At 34.8% G+C, this 18,490-nt stretch carries 19 protein-coding genes; 8 read left to right on the top strand and 11 right to left on the bottom strand.

Annotated features, from left to right (window positions below; all coding sequences use genetic code 11):
- Window positions 1-2: 2 nt before the first annotated feature.
- The 8 genes from tsaB to HQN83_RS21265 all read right to left on the bottom strand — a co-directional run bounded on the left by tsaB (window position 3) and on the right by HQN83_RS21265 (window position 4,578).
- Entirely contained in the window at window positions 3-686 is a 684-nt protein-coding gene (gene tsaB, locus HQN83_RS21300) for a tRNA (adenosine(37)-N6)-threonylcarbamoyltransferase complex dimerization subunit type 1 TsaB (RefSeq protein ID WP_173093155.1), read from the bottom strand.
- A gap of 20 nt (window positions 687-706) precedes the next feature.
- Window positions 707-937 carry a membrane protein insertion efficiency factor YidD gene (gene yidD / locus HQN83_RS21295; RefSeq protein ID WP_173093154.1) on the bottom strand — a complete coding sequence of 77 codons (231 nt, stop codon included), beginning with the start codon at window positions 935-937 and terminating at the stop codon, window positions 707-709.
- The gene (locus HQN83_RS21290; RefSeq protein ID WP_173093153.1) at window positions 924-1,337 is read right to left on the bottom strand and encodes a ribonuclease P protein component; all 414 of its coding nucleotides are present in this window, start codon (window positions 1,335-1,337) and stop codon (window positions 924-926) included. The genes yidD and HQN83_RS21290 overlap by 14 nt, the downstream gene beginning before the upstream one ends.
- Before the next feature lie 63 nt (window positions 1,338-1,400).
- Window positions 1,401-1,559: a 50S ribosomal protein L34 gene (rpmH, locus tag HQN83_RS21285; protein WP_055133745.1), complete on the bottom strand. Its 159-nt coding sequence runs from the start codon at window positions 1,557-1,559 to the stop codon at window positions 1,401-1,403.
- 93 nt (window positions 1,560-1,652) lie between these two features.
- Window positions 1,653-2,393, bottom strand: coding sequence for a LytR/AlgR family response regulator transcription factor (locus HQN83_RS21280; protein WP_173093152.1), 741 nt, complete (start codon window positions 2,391-2,393; stop codon window positions 1,653-1,655).
- Window positions 2,371-3,432, bottom strand: coding sequence for a sensor histidine kinase (locus HQN83_RS21275; RefSeq protein ID WP_246254561.1), 1,062 nt, complete (start codon window positions 3,430-3,432; stop codon window positions 2,371-2,373). Before HQN83_RS21275 ends, HQN83_RS21280 begins: the two co-directional genes overlap by 23 nt.
- Window positions 3,422-3,793, bottom strand: a complete 372-nt coding sequence (locus HQN83_RS21270; RefSeq protein ID WP_173093151.1) for a DUF4288 domain-containing protein — start codon at window positions 3,791-3,793, stop codon at window positions 3,422-3,424. The genes HQN83_RS21275 and HQN83_RS21270 overlap by 11 nt, the downstream gene beginning before the upstream one ends.
- Before the next feature lie 11 nt (window positions 3,794-3,804).
- Entirely contained in the window at window positions 3,805-4,578 is a 774-nt protein-coding gene (locus HQN83_RS21265; protein ID WP_173093149.1) for a LiaF transmembrane domain-containing protein, read from the bottom strand.
- 185 nt (window positions 4,579-4,763) lie between these two features.
- Here HQN83_RS21265 and HQN83_RS21260 point away from each other — a divergent pair, with 185 nt between their 5' ends.
- Window positions 4,764-5,630, top strand: coding sequence for a ChaN family lipoprotein (locus HQN83_RS21260; protein WP_173093147.1), 867 nt, complete (start codon window positions 4,764-4,766; stop codon window positions 5,628-5,630).
- A 1-nt stretch (window position 5,631) separates the two neighbouring features.
- Here the strand turns inward: HQN83_RS21260 and mscL are convergent, their stop codons facing one another.
- Window positions 5,632-6,060 (bottom strand): large conductance mechanosensitive channel protein MscL, encoded by a 429-nt coding sequence (mscL, locus tag HQN83_RS21255; RefSeq protein ID WP_173093145.1) that lies wholly within the window; start codon window positions 6,058-6,060, stop codon window positions 5,632-5,634.
- Between the two features lie 443 nt (window positions 6,061-6,503).
- Between mscL and HQN83_RS21250 the strand changes: the two genes are divergently transcribed.
- Window positions 6,504-6,977, top strand: coding sequence for an Lrp/AsnC family transcriptional regulator (locus HQN83_RS21250; RefSeq protein WP_173093143.1), 474 nt, complete (start codon window positions 6,504-6,506; stop codon window positions 6,975-6,977).
- Window positions 6,978-7,354: 377 nt separating this feature from the next.
- Window positions 7,355-8,827: an RNA polymerase factor sigma-54 gene (rpoN, locus tag HQN83_RS21245; protein WP_173093141.1), complete on the top strand. Its 1,473-nt coding sequence runs from the start codon at window positions 7,355-7,357 to the stop codon at window positions 8,825-8,827.
- 8 nt (window positions 8,828-8,835) lie between these two features.
- Here the strand turns inward: rpoN and HQN83_RS21240 are convergent, their stop codons facing one another.
- Window positions 8,836-9,303 (bottom strand): response regulator, encoded by a 468-nt coding sequence (locus HQN83_RS21240; protein ID WP_173093139.1) that lies wholly within the window; start codon window positions 9,301-9,303, stop codon window positions 8,836-8,838.
- 213 nt (window positions 9,304-9,516) lie between these two features.
- Between HQN83_RS21240 and HQN83_RS21235 the strand changes: the two genes are divergently transcribed.
- From HQN83_RS21235 to HQN83_RS21215, 5 genes are read left to right on the top strand one after another with little or no spacing between them, the layout of a single operon-like run.
- Window positions 9,517-11,838, top strand: coding sequence for an Rv1355c family protein (locus HQN83_RS21235; protein WP_173093137.1), 2,322 nt, complete (start codon window positions 9,517-9,519; stop codon window positions 11,836-11,838).
- On the top strand, window positions 11,825-12,538 hold the full coding sequence (locus HQN83_RS21230; protein WP_173093135.1) for a hypothetical protein: 714 nt from the start codon (window positions 11,825-11,827) through the stop codon (window positions 12,536-12,538). The genes HQN83_RS21235 and HQN83_RS21230 overlap by 14 nt, the downstream gene beginning before the upstream one ends.
- 4 nt (window positions 12,539-12,542) lie before the next feature.
- Window positions 12,543-14,657, top strand: a complete 2,115-nt coding sequence (locus tag HQN83_RS25410; protein WP_173093133.1) for a sensor histidine kinase — start codon at window positions 12,543-12,545, stop codon at window positions 14,655-14,657.
- Between the two features lie 16 nt (window positions 14,658-14,673).
- Window positions 14,674-15,753 (top strand): hybrid sensor histidine kinase/response regulator, encoded by a 1,080-nt coding sequence (locus tag HQN83_RS21220; RefSeq protein ID WP_173093131.1) that lies wholly within the window; start codon window positions 14,674-14,676, stop codon window positions 15,751-15,753.
- The gene (locus tag HQN83_RS21215; protein ID WP_173093129.1) at window positions 15,743-16,150 is read left to right on the top strand and encodes a response regulator; all 408 of its coding nucleotides are present in this window, start codon (window positions 15,743-15,745) and stop codon (window positions 16,148-16,150) included. Before HQN83_RS21220 ends, HQN83_RS21215 begins: the two co-directional genes overlap by 11 nt.
- On the opposite strand, the gene HQN83_RS21210 is transcribed toward HQN83_RS21215, so the two are convergent.
- Window positions 16,151-18,370: an outer membrane beta-barrel family protein gene (locus HQN83_RS21210; RefSeq protein WP_173093126.1), complete on the bottom strand. Its 2,220-nt coding sequence runs from the start codon at window positions 18,368-18,370 to the stop codon at window positions 16,151-16,153.
- Window positions 18,371-18,490 lie beyond the last annotated feature (120 nt).

Here is an 18,490-nt window from a genome sequence, read left to right as displayed (position 1 = left end):
ATTTACTTTTTCTTAGGAGTAGTTAAAACAAAATCCTTTAAATAAAAAGGCTCAAAATAAGCAACATCCTCAAATCTTGCAGCCGAGTAAGCCTCATGAGCAAGTTTACTCATATAAGATGCTGAATTAAAATTCAGCTCAGAAAACTTTGCATTTTCATGTTCTAGTACATCCATGCACTTTGCAGCACCATTACCTATAAAGGTGATAACATGACCACTTAACTCCTGAGCAAAGCTCTCCTCGTCAATTATTTTAGCAGAAACCGGAGTCACTGTTTCAAGCGCTTTATTATAAACAGAAGTAAAAACCTCCATCCTTCTGGCGTCTATCATAGCACATACTAATCCGTTATAATCAGGATTCTGCAGCATAAAACCTTGCGCCATCATTTGAAGGGTAGGAATTGCAATTAAAGGTTTATCGAGTGCAAAACACAAACCTTTTGCGGTAGAAACGCCAATGCGCAAACCAGTATAAGAGCCGGGGCCCATACTTACTGCTACAGCATCAAGATCTTCAAATTGTAATCCGGCCAAATCCAATGCCTCTTTAATAAACAAGGTCAAGCTACCTGCATGAATGTTATTAGCCATTAGCTCCTTTAATGCAATGGTTTTTCCATCACGTGATATTGCAGCAGAACAAACTTGTGTAGCAGTTTCAATTTGAAGTATAGTAGCCATCAGCTTAAATTAAAAAAATATTATGGAACAGGATCATGGCCATGGCCACCCCAGGGATGACATCTGCCAATGCGTTTCAAAGTTAGCCATCCTCCTTTAAATGGACCATGCTTTTTAATGGCTTCAATACCATATTGAGAACAAGTAGGCGTATACCTGCAGCTTGCTCCAAGCAAAGGAGATAATAACCATTGATAAAGTTTTATCAAGCCTAAAAATATCCAGCCAACTACCTGTTTAACTATCCCCATTAGCTTTTTTTATTTCGTTGGCTTCAATAGCTGTTACCAATTTCTTTAAAACTCCGGCCATTTTCTTTTCAAAAAATGGGTAATCGTAAATCTGTTTACCAATAAATTGTACAGAAAGTAGCAATAGTTGATTAGACTCGGTAAGAGACGAATAAAGTTGTGATTGTTTTTGCAGGCGATAAACCTCACGAGTACGACGTTTAATCAAATTTCTATCAACCGCTCTCTTAAAGCGTTTCTTAGAAACATTAATTACTACCTGTACGGGGTAATTGTGTGCTGTATCTACAAAGAGATAAGACACACGAAAAGGATATAATAAAAAAGAAGAACTGTTTTTAAATAGCAAGTCAATTAACTTCCTACTACATAACCGTTCTTCTTTGTTAAATGTGTTCATGTTTTTGATCGCAACTTTGCAGATGTTCTGATCTGCTAACACTTAATGTGCTGCAATCAAAAATTATGCTTTATGACGACGCTCGTCAGAAACTGATAATCTTTTTCTTCCTTTTGCACGACGAGAAGCTAATACTCTTCTACCGTTTGCTGTAGCCATTCTTTCGCGGAAGCCATGCTTGTTTCTTCTCTTTCTTTGCGAAGGTTGGAATGTTCTTTTCATAACTGTATTATATATATCTTAGACTATTTTTTTTAATTAAGAGGTGCAAATATAGTGTGATTTTTTTCTAATTGCAAATAGAATTAGAATTTTCTATAACCCAAGTGCTGCTTTCAACTTCACATACCCTGTTTTACTCACAGGCAGCCATATATCCGACTTTAAAAGCACAATATAACTATCCTTTTCTTTAAGTTCAATTTTTGTAACCTGCGCCAAATTTATAATATAAGAACGATGTATCCTAATAAACTGTACAGAATCCAGTGTTTGCTCAAAAAAGCTCATCGTTTTATTCTTGTGAAAAATCCCCTCTACAGTACTCATCTTCACATAATCATCATCGGCCTCCAAATAATGAATATCAGAAACTGAAATGATTTTAATTACTCCATTCTTTTTAACGACAACCCTATTATTTTGTGCCGGACTTAACGCCGCCGAATCCAGCAGCTCTTTCGTTACCTCTTCTCCCCCACTACTTAATCTTGACGGTAATTTTTGAATAGCAAGATCAAACCTGCTTTTTTCAATAGGTTTCAATAAATAATCTACAGCGCTAACTTCAAAAGCCTTTATTGCATACTCGTCAAATGCCGTAGTGAATATTACAGCAGGTGGCTTCTCTACCAATTCAAGCATCTCAAAGCCATTAATCTTTGGCATCTGGATATCCAGGAAAATGAAATCAGGTTGATGCTGAGTAATTGCTTTAATTCCTTCAAACCCATCACTACACTCTGCAACCACTTCTATATGCGGAAAATCACTTAAATAGTGTTTTACAATATCCCTGGCCAGGGGTTCATCATCAATTAATATTGTTCTTATCATTTGCCTGGGGTATTTTAAGCGTTGTTATAAATAAATTATCGTCGGTAGCTTTTGTTTTCAATAACTTTTCGTCAGCAAACAACAAATATAGCCTTCTTTTAATTGCAGACAAACCAAAACCTGTGCCTCCAGTAGCTTTCATTTCCGGATCAAATGGATTTTGCACCATAATAACCAGTACACTATTTACCATCTTTACATGCATCGAAATTGTAATTGCTGCAGATGTATTGTACAAACCAAATTTTATTGCATTCTCTACAATTGGCTGTAGTAAAGTACCCGGCAAGCGAAGATTTAGCGTATCCTCATCTACATTCACATCAATATTTAACCGATGGCTAAACCTAACTTTCTCAATATCTAAATAGAGTTGAATATACTCCATTTCTTCTCCTACGCTCACCCACACCTCGTCATCACGTTTTAAAGTCCCTCTTAAAAACGAGGCAAGCTTTGTAATCATAGTGCCGGCTTCTTTAGGATTTACAATTGTAAGTGCATACACCGAGTTTAAACTATTAAACAAAAAATGCGGTTGCAGTTGATGTCTAAGCTTATTCAATTCAGCTTCTTTTGATAAATTCTGGGCTGTAAGCAATCTTTCCTGTGTAGCTGATTGTTCTTCCAATCTATACCATAAAATATTAGCCAGAGCGCACCATGCTAAAAATATAAACACAATGATAAAGCGCACCAGTATCGACAAATTTAAAAAGCTCCGGTACGTTATATTATCAACAAACAAGAGGTTTAATGCAAACTTACTTGCTAACGTAATGGTGAGTGCCATCATTAAAGTTAATACCAGAATAAACAGTATTGTTTCATTTTTGGGTTGGTAATAACCTAATAAATTACTCAAAATAATACAAGCAACCGCCAGCAAACCATTAGTTATTACACTATCTGCAACAGCAACGGGAAGACTAAAATTCAGCGTATAATAAAATAGGAACACAAAAATTGCCACCCATGCCAAAAATATAGCAAAGGCAAACTTCTGTATCTGAGGAACTGATAATGGTCTAGTTGTCAAAACAATCTAATTCGGTGGTGGTTAATTGTATACGTTCTTTTAAAAAAACTTGTCTCTTTTCTACCTGATCTAAAAAAGCGGCAACATCAATTGGTTCATGCATTATTGATGCTATTTCCGCTCCATCTTCAGGCGCCTGAATTTCGTGAAGGTCAGCAACACAAATAAACTTCCATGTCACCACTTCACCGTAACAGTTTTCAAATGGAGGATGAAAATTCTCCGCAGCTAATTCTGCTTTAAAAAAAGCTTCATTACTATCTATTGCAAACATTAATCTTAACTGCTCATCAAACTGTGGCTTATAATTGCCGTCTCCACAAACTATTTCATAAATATATCTTACTAAAAACCATTTCATAATGTAGGGTTTTAAAAGTTTCTAATATCCACCCCGCCAAATAATGCCACCCCCTTAATAATTATTATTTTCCTTGGTCCATCTATTACCTGGCCCATAGCTCTCTTATCATCCATACCACCGAATATGGCAGTAACTTCTGATTTCACTTCCCAGCTTGGTGGAATTACAATCTTTAATCCTCCAAATATCGCAACCACATCAAGAATGATCGTACCCTCAAAATCAGCTTGAGTTAAGTTGATATCTGAACCACCAAAAATTGCGATTACATCTCCACCTTTAAAGTTCTTTGAATACACATTTTGATGACTACCTCCAAAAACATTCACAGAATCGAGAATATCATCTTTATCAATATCAGTATATTCTTTAGGTCCATCAGTATTTACCGGCTCATTAAAGTTGCCATAGTCAGCATGTTTTTTCTGCCATCTCTTTTTCCATCGCTCTCTATCCAGTTCTTTTCTTTTGGGCTTAAAAATCATGAACAAGCCAAGAATAATAAATGCAATAGCGAAATAGTATTTAGACATGTCAAACTCTGCAATATCTTCAAGGGTAAAAAAACCACCTACCAGTACCATAATCAACCATCCGCCACCATCAAAATTCCTTTTATAACCAACCAGCAAACCAATCACAATCAACAATGTGTGCCAGCTAATAACCCATTGTGGTATATCTATCCCGAAATTCTTTAAAAAGAACACCAGACCAACCCCCAGTATAATCAACCCACTCCATAACCTGCTAGAACTGTTGTTGTTTGTAAATTTTTCCATTGCTTCTTAATTTATCAATTCAATAAAATTCATTGAACTGTAGTGCTCTGCTTTAATTTATATTTTATTAACTACGTCAAATGTATATAGAACCAAACCATTGGCCAATACTATAAATTTATAACCATGCTAAAGCTCGGTAAACGTGCATTTTTAATCGGTGAAAATATCTCTTACTTTTGAGCATGAAACTTCTTCTTCCTATTTTTTGCATTTGCCTACCCTTTTTAGCCATTGCTCAAACTTCACCGCAGTATAAAATATATGATGTTAAAAACGAAAAAACCATATCTATTGATGAGCTGATTAAAGACTTGGATAAAACAGATGTATTATTTTTTGGTGAAGAACACAATGATTCTGTTGGGCATGTATTGGAAATGGAGATTTTTAAACAAATGCACAATGCTTATCCAAAATTAGCCCTTTCAATGGAAATGTTCCATACTGACGTGCAACCAGTAATAAATGAATATTTGGATGGCTACATCTCTGAGAAAAACTTTACAAAAGAAGCTAGAGCATGGAACAATTATAAAGACTACAGACCCCTGATTGAATATGCCAAAACCAATAAAATAAATGTGATTGGAGCCAATGGCGCAGCCAGATATAGCAACATGGTTAGCAAAGCAGGTTTAGATGCCTTAAATACCTTACCTAAAGAATCAAAATCTTTCCTGCCACCGTTACCTATTGATACTGCAACCGGAAGATATTATGATAAGTTCATTAAAGAATTGGGAAGTCATAACATGGGTGGGATGAAAATATATCAAACACAAAACTTTTGGGATGCAGCGATGTCTTGGTCTATAGTTAAGTATCTAAAAAAGAACAAGAATACAAAAATATTACAGCTTAACGGCCGTTTTCATAGTGATGAGAAATTAGGCACTCTGGCAAAATTAACAAACTCGTTAAAGAAGCTCAATATATCTAATCTATCATGCTTTCCATCGACAGATTTTGATGCTCCAGACTGGCAAAAATACAAACACCTGGGTGATTATATTATTATAACCGACCCAGGTGTCAAAAAAACCTTTTAATTTACTTTTTAAGTAAATCTCTAATTTCACTAAGTAGAACCTCTTCATTTGAAGGTCCGGCAGGTGCCGCAACAGCTTCTTCTTGTTTACGCTTCATAGCATTAATACCCTTTACAAGCATGAAAACAGCTAAAGCAAGTAGAAAGAAATTGATGGCAACTGTTATAAAATTACCATAGGCAAAAATAACTGCATGAGGTACTTTCCTAGCATCTTCTAATGCCAGATTAGCCGTGACTTCGCCTTTTAACACCACATACATGTTGCTAAAATCAACTGATCCAATCACAGCAGATATTAAAGGCATAATTAAATCTTTAACAACACTGTCAATGATCTTTCCAAAAGCACCACCGATAATTACACCGACAGCAAGATCCATTACGCTGCCTTTGATAGCGAACTCTTTAAATTCTTTTACAAATCCCATAATAGTTTAGTTATGTTTTAACTAAAATTAGAAAATTAAACATTCATATCAAAGAATTGTGTTTAGAGAAATTAAAAAAAAGTGGCCGCCCATCCAGACATAACCACTTTTAACCTAAATTTAACCTGTTATCGGAATCCCTATGACAGACATTAACCATGAGTCCGCTTGAACTTGGCACAAAGTTGTTATTTATAGAATCACCTATCAACCACACCCTTTAACTTCAGTAAATATCACGACGAGGGATATGCTTCCCCATTTTTAATTTGCCTAAGCATCCATTAAACACCAATACGCAAAATCTTATTTGCACGCTAACACCATTCACACTATTACATTAGTAATTTTCACATTTATACCATTTATCGAATATTATTATATATTTGTAGTACCTAATTCTGGGAGGGGAGCTAAAACAATTAAATTGTTAAAAGTGAATTATGTTTAAATTACCAGAATTAGACTCAATAGATATTGAGATTTTAAAGCTTTTGCAAGAAAATGCAGAGATGCCAGTAAAGCAAATTGCTAATAAAGTATACAGATCGGAATCAACAACGCACGAAAGAATAAAGTCTTTAAGAAGTAGAGGCATTATAAAATCGTCGATAGTGTTACTCGATTCAAAAAAGTTGCAACAGGTATTGGTTGTTTATACCCACGTACGGCTAAATGATCATTCTGCAGAGGCATTAAATAATTTTCATAGGGCAGTCTCCAATTTCGATGAGGTAATGGAATGTTACCATACTGCCGGAGATTTTGATTTCCACCTCAAAGTTGTTACAACAGGCTCTGCCGCCTATTATCATTTTTTGAACACTAAACTAGGGCTCATACCACACCTCGGGGGTGTCCGCTCTTTTATTGTAATAGCAGAGCATAAACATGTAACAGCTTATAAACTTTCTTAAATTAATGTTCACATAAGACTGACCTGGACTCATTTCAAACGCGCTCGTTCCCTATAACATCTCCGCCCTTCGTAGGACTGTTGTAGGACTTTCGTAGGACTTTCGTAGGACTCTTATAGGACTAAAAGTCCTACAAAACTCCTTTTAAATGCATAATTCAATCCGATATTCTTCAGATTCCATATAGCATCCATTTGAAGTTATAATTCTCAAAAATCAATTCTTGTAAAGCAGAAGAAATATTTCGCTAAAAACGACCAATACATTTCGCGCTGTTTATCAGCTATTTTCTATAATAAAATTGTGGCAATTGCTATAATATGAACGAAATGCGTATTTTTGAAACAGGTATATAAAATTACCTATCCACTTACTCTATGCTTAAACAACATTTACAACAAAAACTCCTTCAAAAATTATCACCTCAGCAAATTCAATTTATAAAATTGCTGCAGGTTCCCACTGTTGCTTTAGATACTAGGATTAAGGAAGAACTGGAAGAAAATCCGGCTCTGGAAGACCCAAGCTTGATGATTGCAGAAGAGCCTAAAAGTGAATATGATGATTTAAACGATGCGCCAGACGATTTTGATGGCGGACCAAAAGAAGAAAGTGTTGATGAATTTAATGTAGATGATTATCTACAGGATGATAATGTAAATGATTATAGCACTTCGTACAACAACAATGATGACGATGATGAGAAAAAAGAAACCCCTATTGCCATTGAAAGTACCTTTTTTGAAAGCCTACAAGAACAATTAGATCTTGTTCCCCTATCTGATCAGGATTTTATTATTGGTAAACAAATTATAGGAAGTCTCGATGATGACGGTTATTTGCGACGCCCCATTACCTCAATGATTGATGATCTTGCATTTTCACAAAATGTAATGGTTGAAGAAGAAGATGTTCTGGAAATGCTTAAAGTTATTCAGGCATTTGACCCTCCTGGTATTGCTGCTCGCGATTTGCAAGAATGTTTAACACTTCAGTTAAAGCGTAAAGATCCTAATAATCCAATCATCCTAAAAGCCATAGAAATTGTTGAGAATTATCTTGATGAGTTTACAAAAAAGCATTACGATAAACTAGAAAAATCTCTAGGTTTAAGTAGTGAGGATCTTAAAGAAATAATTGCGGAAATATTAAGGCTTAACCCTAAACCGGGAGATTCTAATCAGATAACAACTAAACAATTACAAGTCATACCTGATTTTCATGTTTCAAACAATGATGGGGTATTGATACTTACGCTTAATTCAAAAAATGCACCAGAATTAAGAGTAAGCCGTTCTTACATTGATATGTTTGATCACTATGATAAGGCATCTCAAAAAGACAAAAAAATGAAAGAAGCAGTTCAGTTTGTAAAACAAAAACTGGACTCAGCAAAATGGTTTATCGATGCAATCAAACAAAGGCAACAAACCTTGCTTAAAACCATGAATGCAATCATGCAATATCAATATGAATATTTACTTACCGGCGATGAGCGCAAAATGCGTCCAATGATCTTAAAAGACATTGCCGATAAAATAGACATGGATATTTCTACGGTTTCGAGAGTTGCCAATTCAAAATATGTGCAAACAGAATTTGGCACTTTTCTATTAAAATCGTTCTTCTCCGAAGCTATCCAAACAGAAAGTGGAGAAGAGGTTTCTAACAAAGAGGTTAAAAAAATACTTGAAGACTGCATAGGCAATGAGGATAAGCGCAAACCTCTTGCTGACGAAAAGCTAACCGAAATACTTAAAGATAGAGGATATAACATTGCTCGCAGAACTGTTGCGAAGTATAGAGAGCAGATGAATATTCCGGTTGCCCGTCTTAGAAAAGAACTTTAGTTTTTCACTTACGACAATAGGTTCTGTCTTAGTAAAAACTCTAATTGTTTGTTGGCCAACAAAAGTTGTTCAGTAAGTTCTCTGTTTTCTTTTCTTAGAGAGTATATTTCAAAGGCTTTATCAATATTGATCCTCAAATCCTCATCCATCCATGGTTTTTGAATGTATTTGTAAACCTGTCCTTTATTTATTGCATCGATAACAGCATTAATATCAGCGTATCCTGTTAAGAGTATTCTTATCGGATCAGGAAAATCAGGAATTATAGATTCCAAAAATTCAATACCTGTCATTACAGGCATTCTTTGATCCGTAATAATAACGTGAATATTTTCAGTTTCGAGCACTTTTCTGCCCTCTGCAGCAGATTCAGCTGTAAAAACGTTAAATAATCTCCTAAATCCCGCCTTAAAAGAGTTCAGATTATGAACCTCATCATCTACATACAAAACGTTAATCATTACATCTGAAGTCATCCTATTTATTTTTTTTTGATAAATATATTGCTTTTATAAATTCCAATGAACTATTAGAGTGAAAAAATTATTTCAACATTAAATTCTTCACAATAAAATAAAAAAAAATAATACGCTTTCATTATAAGGCTGAAAAGCATATTTTTAGTAGAAATTTAGTGAGGGCTAAATTTAACTCCCAAAAGGAAACAATAATTTGATATTTCCAAAAAAATGCACTTAAATAACGAAACAAGTAAGTTTATAAAAGATTCTATCTCGAGAAGTCAGCAACACAAAGACACTTATAAACCGGTATTCTACAGAATAAACAATCCAGAAGAGGAAGTTAAATTAAACAATTTACTTAAAGAGAAACCTTACATTCAGATTTTTGACACGATCAATAATCAGCTTAAGGACTTGGTAAAAGGATTGAGCCCCTCTGTTATGTACAACGAAAATACACTTAACGAGGCTATACAGAAACACTTACAAGATCAAGATATATTTAGGTACGGAGTATGGGCATATTACCCTTGGCTTGAAAAATTAGTGCACATATTAGATGAAGAAGAATACATTCTGGTAAGAACTAATAGAAACAAACATAAAATTACCCAGGAAGAACAAGATTTGCTTGGCCAAAAGAAAATTGGCGTAATCGGACTTTCCGTTGGCCAATCAGTTTCACTAACTCTTGCTATTGAAAGAGGTTGTGGCGAATTGAGAATTGCCGATTTTGACGTTCTTGATTTAACAAATCTGAATCGCATCCGTTCAGGAATCCAAAATGTTGATCTAAAGAAAACAGTTATTGTTGCCAGAGAGATTGCAGAATTAGATCCTTATTTAAAAGTTGTTTGTTTTGATGATGGAATTACAGAATCCAACATAGATCGTTTCCTATCCGAAAATGGCCAACTGGATTTACTGATAGACGAATGCGATAGTTTCGACATTAAAATAAGTGCAAGAAAAAAGGCCAAAGAATTAGGAATTCCTGTTTTAATGGAAGGTAGCGATAGGTGTACTATTGATATCGAACGTTTTGATTTAGAGCCTGAAAGACCTGTACTTCATGGCTTTGTTGAGCATATGGATATGAGCGTATATAAATCGCTTAAAACTATGGATGAGAGAATACCTTACATTGCTCCGGTAACAGGTATTGAAACGCTATCGCCAAGAATGAAAGCCTCCGCTATAGAAATTATGACAACCATTAGCACGTGGCCACAGCTTGCCAGTGCAGTTACTTATGGTGGTGGTATCACAGCTGATATTTCAAGAAGGATAATGCTCGGAGATTTAAAAGTATCGGGAAGGTTCTTTATTGATATAGATGAGCTAATTGCAGATAAAAAAGAAGATACAGAAAAGTCCGATAAAATTATAGAACCAAAATGGAGTGTTTCAGAAATTGAGACTTATATTCAAAGTAATAATCTCAATGGTTCCGAAGGAGAAAGTATAGCCGCAGATGTTATAGAAAATCTAGTAAAGAGTGCTAATAAAGCTCCATCCGGAGGAAACAACCAACCATGGAACTGGCATTATCTAAACAGTACGCTTCATCTGTTTATGGATAAAAGTGTAGCAGGAGCATATCTCGATCCTGATTACATTTCATCATACATATCTTTAGGTGCAGCAATAGAAAATCTTTTGCTTGAAGCATCAATAAACAATCTGGATGTTGAATGGAAATTTACTCCTGAGTATCTTCCTAATCATATTGCATTATTCAGGTTTAAAACCGGACATATTGCAACAGAGCAGAATAAAAAACTTGCAAGTCAGATTAGTTCTCGACACACCAACAGAAAGAACGGAATACCTACTGATGTCAATCAAGAAGACCTGCTACATCTGCAACAACTAACGGAGACCATAGAAGGCGTAAGCTTACAATGGCTTTCTGATGATGAACAGAAAAAAACGTTAGGCGAAATTTCGGGGAGTACAGATTTACTAAGGATATTTACTCCGGAAGCACATCAGGATTTCATTTCTAAAGAAATGAGGTGGACACAAGAAGAAATAGAAAACAGCGCTGATGGAATCGGCATTAACACCTTAGACCTGAGCAACAATGATCAGATAGGTTTAAGATTGATAAAGGATGAACGTGCGGTAACATTTTTAAATAAAATAAATGGAGGTTCTGCATTCAAAAAAATGTCAGTAAGACAATTCCTGTCAGCAAACTCCATCGGACTGATAACTTTACCGGAAGCTTCTTCAATGAATTACCTAAAAGGTGGAATGGCTGCCGAAAAGCTTTGGCTTGCTGCAGCAGATCTTGGTTATCAGGTTCATCCGGTAAACGTGCCAATAATATTCTTTTATAAACAAAATTTCCAAAAGGAAAATGATCTTTCTTTAGCAAACAATCGTCATATTTTACAATTACACCAAAAATTCAAGGAATTATTCAATATAACTGATAATATTGCCGAAATATTCCTATTTAGATTGTTTAAAGCTGAAAAATCTGAGCGCCGTACCATTAGAAAACCTATTTTAAAAACACTATCCTTTGGAAACGAATAAACCACAAATAGATAAATTATACTTCAAAGCTTTCAGAGCAATTGATAACAGAGCCGACTGCATGAAATTTATTGAGGGGCATACTCATGTCCTTGAAGTATTTGGTATTACTCAAATTACTTCTGCAAAAATAGATTGGGTACTTAATCCGGATGTTTATGTTGTATTAGTGAGTGAAACTGCCGATGGGCCGGCATTGGGAGGTGGTAGAATTCATATTGCAAATGGCAAAAATCCTTTACCCATAGAGGATGCAGTAGGTCATATGGACGAAAGAATCTATAAAATGGTAGAAGAAAGAACTGAAGCGGGTACCGGAGAATTCTGCGCTTTATGGAACTCTTGGGAAATTGCCGGTCTTGGTATCGGAAGTATATATCTTGGACGTACATTTATTGCCCTAGCTCACAGATTAAAATTAAAAACCCTTTTTGGTTTATGCGCACCGGCAACTTACAGAAACTCTATTAAAATAGGTTTTAGAATATTACGTGAGATTGGTATTGATGGCAAATTTTATTACCCTAAAGAACAACTTACTGCTACATCTTTATTGGTTGAAGATATTGATGGTTTACCTCTTGCTCCTGAGGATGAACGAAATGAGATTTTCCGTTTAAGGAGTGAAAGGGTAACTAAAACTGATATTGTAACCAGTAAGGGTACAAAGATTGAATTGACAACAGATTTTTATATTTAAGACCTTGTTTAAAAACTTAATAGTACTGGCACTGCTTATAACAGCATTTTTTAGTGTCAAGGCATCCCAAATTTCAACTTTACCAACTCTTTATACGCTTGATAACAATAATGTTAAACGCAGTATAAAGGAGGTTATTGGTAATAAGGATTTCCAACAAAATGGATCTAACATTCTAAACCTAGGATTTGGAAATAAAAACTATTGGGTAAAAACTTCAATTCCTCCAACCCTCACAAAAGCGACTAACTTGATTTTATTTATTGATCAATCGAGACTTTCCTTTGTTGAGGTTTACTATGTTAAGGATAACAAAGTATTACTTACCCAGCACTTAAAAAACTACAATCTGATTGCCCCAATAAATACAATAGGAAATGTAGGTTATTATCATATTCCTAAAGCATTAATCAACGCTGATCCTGAAATTTACATAAACATAGTTTCTAATGAGTTATTTGTTGCTCCGGTAATAATCCAAACTCAACAAAAAATGAGTGACCAGTTAATTAGAAGAGACTTAATATTTGGACTATATACTGGAGCTTTACTGATCATGTTTTTATATAATCTCTTCCTATTTTTTAGTGTTAGGGATAAGAGTTATGTATTTTACGTTTTCTACATTCTATTTACTTGGCTGTCTCAAATATCTGTTCAAGGCTTCGCTTCCAAGTACTTTTGGCCTGATAGCCTATGGCTACATCAACATTCCGTAACCTTATTCTCTTTGATAGCGCTAATCTCCGGACTAAGTTTTTCTATCTCATTTTTAAATACACAACAGTTAGTACCAAGATGTCATAAATTATTGCAGGCGCTACTTGGATTCTCAATCCTAAGTCTGTTTTTATCTCTAACTAGCTATGCTCACATTGCTTTTGCACTGATGCAGCTGCTTACTGCGCTTAGTTGTATTACTGCACTTATTATTGCTGGTTATGTTTATTTTAAGCAAAACATAAAGCCTGCCGGTTATTATCTACTTGCATGGACGGTTTTAACTATAGGCATATGTATGTTTATTGCTAAGGACTATAGAATTATTCCTTATAATATTTTTACAATCTACATTCTTCAAATCGCTTCAGTTATCGAAGTAACGCTTCTATCTTTTGCTTTGGCAGATAAGATCAACATTTTCAAAAAAGAAAAAGAACAGTCTCAGGCTGATGCTTTAAGAATCCTTATCGAGAATGAAAAATTAGTACGGGAACAAAATGTCCTATTAGAAATAAAGGTAAAAGAACGTACTGAAGCTTTAGAGAACACCAATCAAAACCTAAACGATGTTCTTGTAAATTTAAAAGAAGCTCAATCGCAACTGGTGGATGCAGAAAAGATGGCCGGTCTTGGTCAGCTTACTGCCGGTATCGCTCATGAAATAAACAATCCAATTAACTTTGTTACTTCAAACATTAAACCTCTTGAGCTCGACATTAATGAATTAGACGATGTAATTCACATGTACGAGAAGCTTGATCTAAATGGCAATATTGAAGAACAGCTTGGTGCAATTGAAAATTTCAAAAAACGTATCGATATTAATTTTGTTAGAAGTGAAATAAAGTCACTACTATCCGGAATCGGTGATGGAGCCAGAAGAACAGCTGAAATTATCAGGAGTTTAAAGAACTTCAGCCGTTTGGATGAGAACGATACAAAACCTGTCGATTTAAATGAAGGACTTGATTCAACACTTATTTTGATCAGGAGTACCTTCCCTTCTAACTTGAAAATCATAAAAGATTACGAGGTTCTTCCTCTTGTTGAGTGTATGCCAGGTAAGATGAATCAGGTATTTATGAACTTAATTACCAATGCCATCTACGCAATTAAGTCTAAACCAGAACAAAACGAAGAAGAGTTTGTTACTATTAAAACCTGGCAAGAGGGTAACCACGTCAAGATCAGCATAAAAGACAGTGGAACAGGTATGCCTGAGGATGTAAGACAAAAAATATTTGAGCCTTTTTTTACTACAAAAGACGTTGGAGAGGGAACAGGACTTGGTTTATCTATAGTTTTTAGAATTATAGAAAATCATCATGGAAATATTGATGTCGTAACAAAATTGAATCAAGGTACCGAATTTATTATTACCTTGCCTGTAAACTGAAATTAACACTTTATTTATGAATGCGCCAACAGTTCGGGTTCTTTATATTGATGATGAAGAGAACAATTTACATGCTTTTAAAGCAGGCTTTAGAAGACAATATGAGATCTATACTGCTATCTCGGCCGCAGAGGGTTTAAAGATATTGGAAAATATTCCTGTTCATGTGATTATTGCGGATCAAAAAATGCCGCAGACCACAGGTGTGGAATTTTTTAAGAGTATTATCAACACCTATCCAGACCCAATAAGGATATTACTTACTGGATATACTGACATAGAAGCATTGGCTGACGCAATTAATCATGGTGATATTTATAGATATATTACTAAGCCGTGGAATGATTTAGAGTTACATAACTCTATAAAGAATGCATACGATGCCTACAAAACTAAGATAGACTTAAGGAATAAAATAGTTGAGCTGGAAAAAACCAATGATGAGTTAAATAGATTCATTTACAGTATTTCTCATGAATTAAGGGCTCCCCTTGTTTCGGCTATGGGTATTGTAAATTTGGTAAAAATGGAAGGACTTTTTAATTCTAGTGGCGAATACTGGGGTTTAATTGAAACCTGCTCAAATAAGCTGGATTACTACATCCAAAAGACACTACAATATTATAAAAATAATAAAACGGTTGCCAAGCATACCTCAGTAGATTTTTCAAAACTAATAAATGAACTGATTGAACTTTATTCTTATAGCGATAGAGACACTCACTTTCATGTTGAGATTAAACAGGAGGTTCCTTTTTATGGTGATGTTTTCAGAATAGAAGTGATATTGGGCAATTTGATATCCAATGCCATCAAATATCAAAAAGAAGACGAAAAGAATAAAAAGGTTGACATCAATGTTAATGTAACCCCTACCGTTGTAGAAATCACTATTGCCGATAATGGAATGGGTATTTTAAATGAGCACCTTGAAAAGATTTTCACACAGTTCTTTAAAAGCAAAATTAATCATGGTAGTGGCCTAGGCTTATTTATTGTTAAAGAAGCACTAAATAAGATCAATGGAAAGATATCTGTAAGTTCAAATACTACGGATGGAACAACTTTTAAAATTACAATCCCTAATGTTAAGTAAGTACAAAAAAGTAATGCTGGTGGATGACAATGAGGTGGATCTAAAAATAAACTCAAAAATCATTTCGATCTCTAAACTATTTGATGAAACTATTTTATGTCAATCAGGTGAAGAGGCCTTATCCTATCTAAGCAAACATGTTGATGATGTGGCAAACCTACCCGACTTCATCCTGTTAGATATACAAATGCCCGAAATGGACGGATTTGAGTTTTTGGAGATTTACAAGAAATTCCCTGCTTCAGTAACCGATAAATGCTTGATAGCAATACTGTCATCAACCTTAGATTTTGGGGATATAAAAAAGGCGGAGGCCAATCCACATGTAATTAAGCTTTTAAAGAAACCTCTTTTCCCTCAGGAATTAGAGAAATTGCTTCACAAATATTTCGCTTAATTAATTTGACTTCACTCTATTTTGTTCAACAGATGAACCATTAGCTCGCTCTCTTACAGCCTTAATCAGTTTACTTCCAAAACTATAGGTAAAAGTTAATCTGAACACCCTTGTTTCAGGCTTTTGATAGAGCTTATAATCTTGTTGCTTAATTGCACTGCTAATATTAGCCTTACGCTGATTAAAAACGTCTGTAGCAGCAAGTTTAAGGTTCATTTTATTATCGAAAAAGGATTTGCTTAACCCCATATCAATACCATATATTGGCTTCACTTTATAGGTTCCATAAATCTGAGCCGATTGATAGCTTGCAGTAAGCTCAGCACTAAGCGTTTGGTTCAATTGAAAAGTTTGTGTAGTGTTTACCAACCACGTAAGCTTATTACTTTTAAAAGGTGCCCCCATTAATTCGGGCGTAGTATAATTGGTATGATACAAAGTAATCTCATTATTTGTACTCCACCATTTGCTGATCGCTAATGGCACACTAACATTTAGATTTACAGTTTCTTCATTGGCCATATTTTGATCTTTTATAAGCAGCGTTTTCTTTACACTATCGGTAAGTAATGTTGTGGTAATCACATCACGCGTTCTACTGTAACCAAGTGTTGCATTTAAGATCTTTTTATAACCATAAGAAAACTCAAATGCATTAGTATACTGTGGATTTAAGAATGGATTCCCCTGATTATAAGTATACAGATCAGAAAAGAACAGGAATGGATTTAACGATTGGTAGTCTGGCCTATCTATCCTCCTACTGTACGAAACACCTATTTCATGATTTGGCGTGATTGTGTGGTTAATAAAAACGCTAGAAAATAAGTCCAGATAGTTCCTCTTCACCATCAACTTTTCCGTTAAAGAGTTACCCTCCGAGTGTGTGAACTCTGCTCTTAACCCAACCTGAATTGTAGTCGATTTATATTCCTTATGCAAATTGACATAAGCAGCACTAACCTTCTCTTTATAGATGAATCTGTTACTCCTTAAGGTGTCATTATTCCAGGTATTATTCTGTAGATTTTCAAATTTAAAATCATTATCCGTTCGTACATAGCTATTTTTAGCACCTGCTTCCAATTTCATTTTAGAGGCCAAAGGAAGCGTATAGTCTACTTTTCCTACAAGAATATTAACATTTGAGGGTGTAGCATTTCTATAAATTAACGGTGCTCTAAGTGGATTTTCAAATGCATTGTAGAAATAATTATTATAGACTGTTTTATTGTTACTATAAAAATGTGCGTAGTCAACATCTGCATTAAATTCCTGTCCTAAAGTATCTATTGTGATCTTATAATTAAGATTATATGTTTGATCAGTGTATTTACTAGAACCAGGATTAATAGCCACCACCGATGAATCGTAAGCTAAAGGCTTATTACCCATCAACGTTCTATTTTCACTGTTTACATTAACGTTTTTAAACGATCCATTCATTGAGAAACCCAATACACTTTTATCATCTAAATAATAGTCGATTCCCACTCTATAGCTATTATCTTTATGAAGATAAACTTCCCGACCCTTTTGATTAAAGTAGGTTTGCTCCCCTCCCGAGGTATTACTTCGATTTACATTGAGATCCTGAAAGTCTTTATTTTCTGAATAATTATAATCTCCAAAAAGTTTTACTTTGTTTACGCTATGATTAAGCATTAAGCCGCCATTGTACTTATAATATTTACCGTAGCCACTACCCGCAGTGATGGTGCCATTAGTGCCATCGCTTTGATTCTTTTTTAGCTTGATGTTAATAACACCGGCACTTCCGGATGCATCGTATTTAGCCGAAGGATTACTCATCATTTCAATACTTTCAATTGAGTTACCAGGGGTAGAACGTAATAGTGCGGTTAACTGTTCAGTTGATAAGTAAGTGAGTTTACCATTTAGCAAAATACTTACCCCTCTTCTACCTTTCAAACTAATATTCCCTTCATTATCTACAGTTACTCCAGGAGCTTTTGATAGTATATCGAAGGCAGAATTTCCGGCGGCCAATATGCTATTGGCAACATTTAAGATCACTTTATTCCCTTTTCTTTGGATAAGTGGCTTTTTCGCGGTGATACTAACTGTATTTAACTGTTGTTCTACAAGGTTACTAATAGTATCTACTGCAGTTTTCTCTTCATTTTGAGAATAGACATCAGAGATAAACAACAGGGCTGAAATGATTAAAAAAAAACATTTTCTAATTGTTCCTTTCATAAGAGCAGATATTGATTTAAGATCGTTATACTGCCGAAGATAAATTATTGAACAACCAGAAAATGCTTTTTAACATTGTTTAACGGTGACTTTAACACAGTTTAACAATGTATTGAATGT

The organism is Pedobacter foliorum (assembly GCF_013266735.1).
In the GTDB taxonomy this organism is placed as follows: Bacteria; Bacteroidota; Bacteroidia; order Sphingobacteriales; family Sphingobacteriaceae; genus Pedobacter; species Pedobacter foliorum.
The sequence above is the reverse complement of the archived record's forward strand: the minus strand, read 5'-3'. Positions and strand labels throughout refer to the sequence as shown.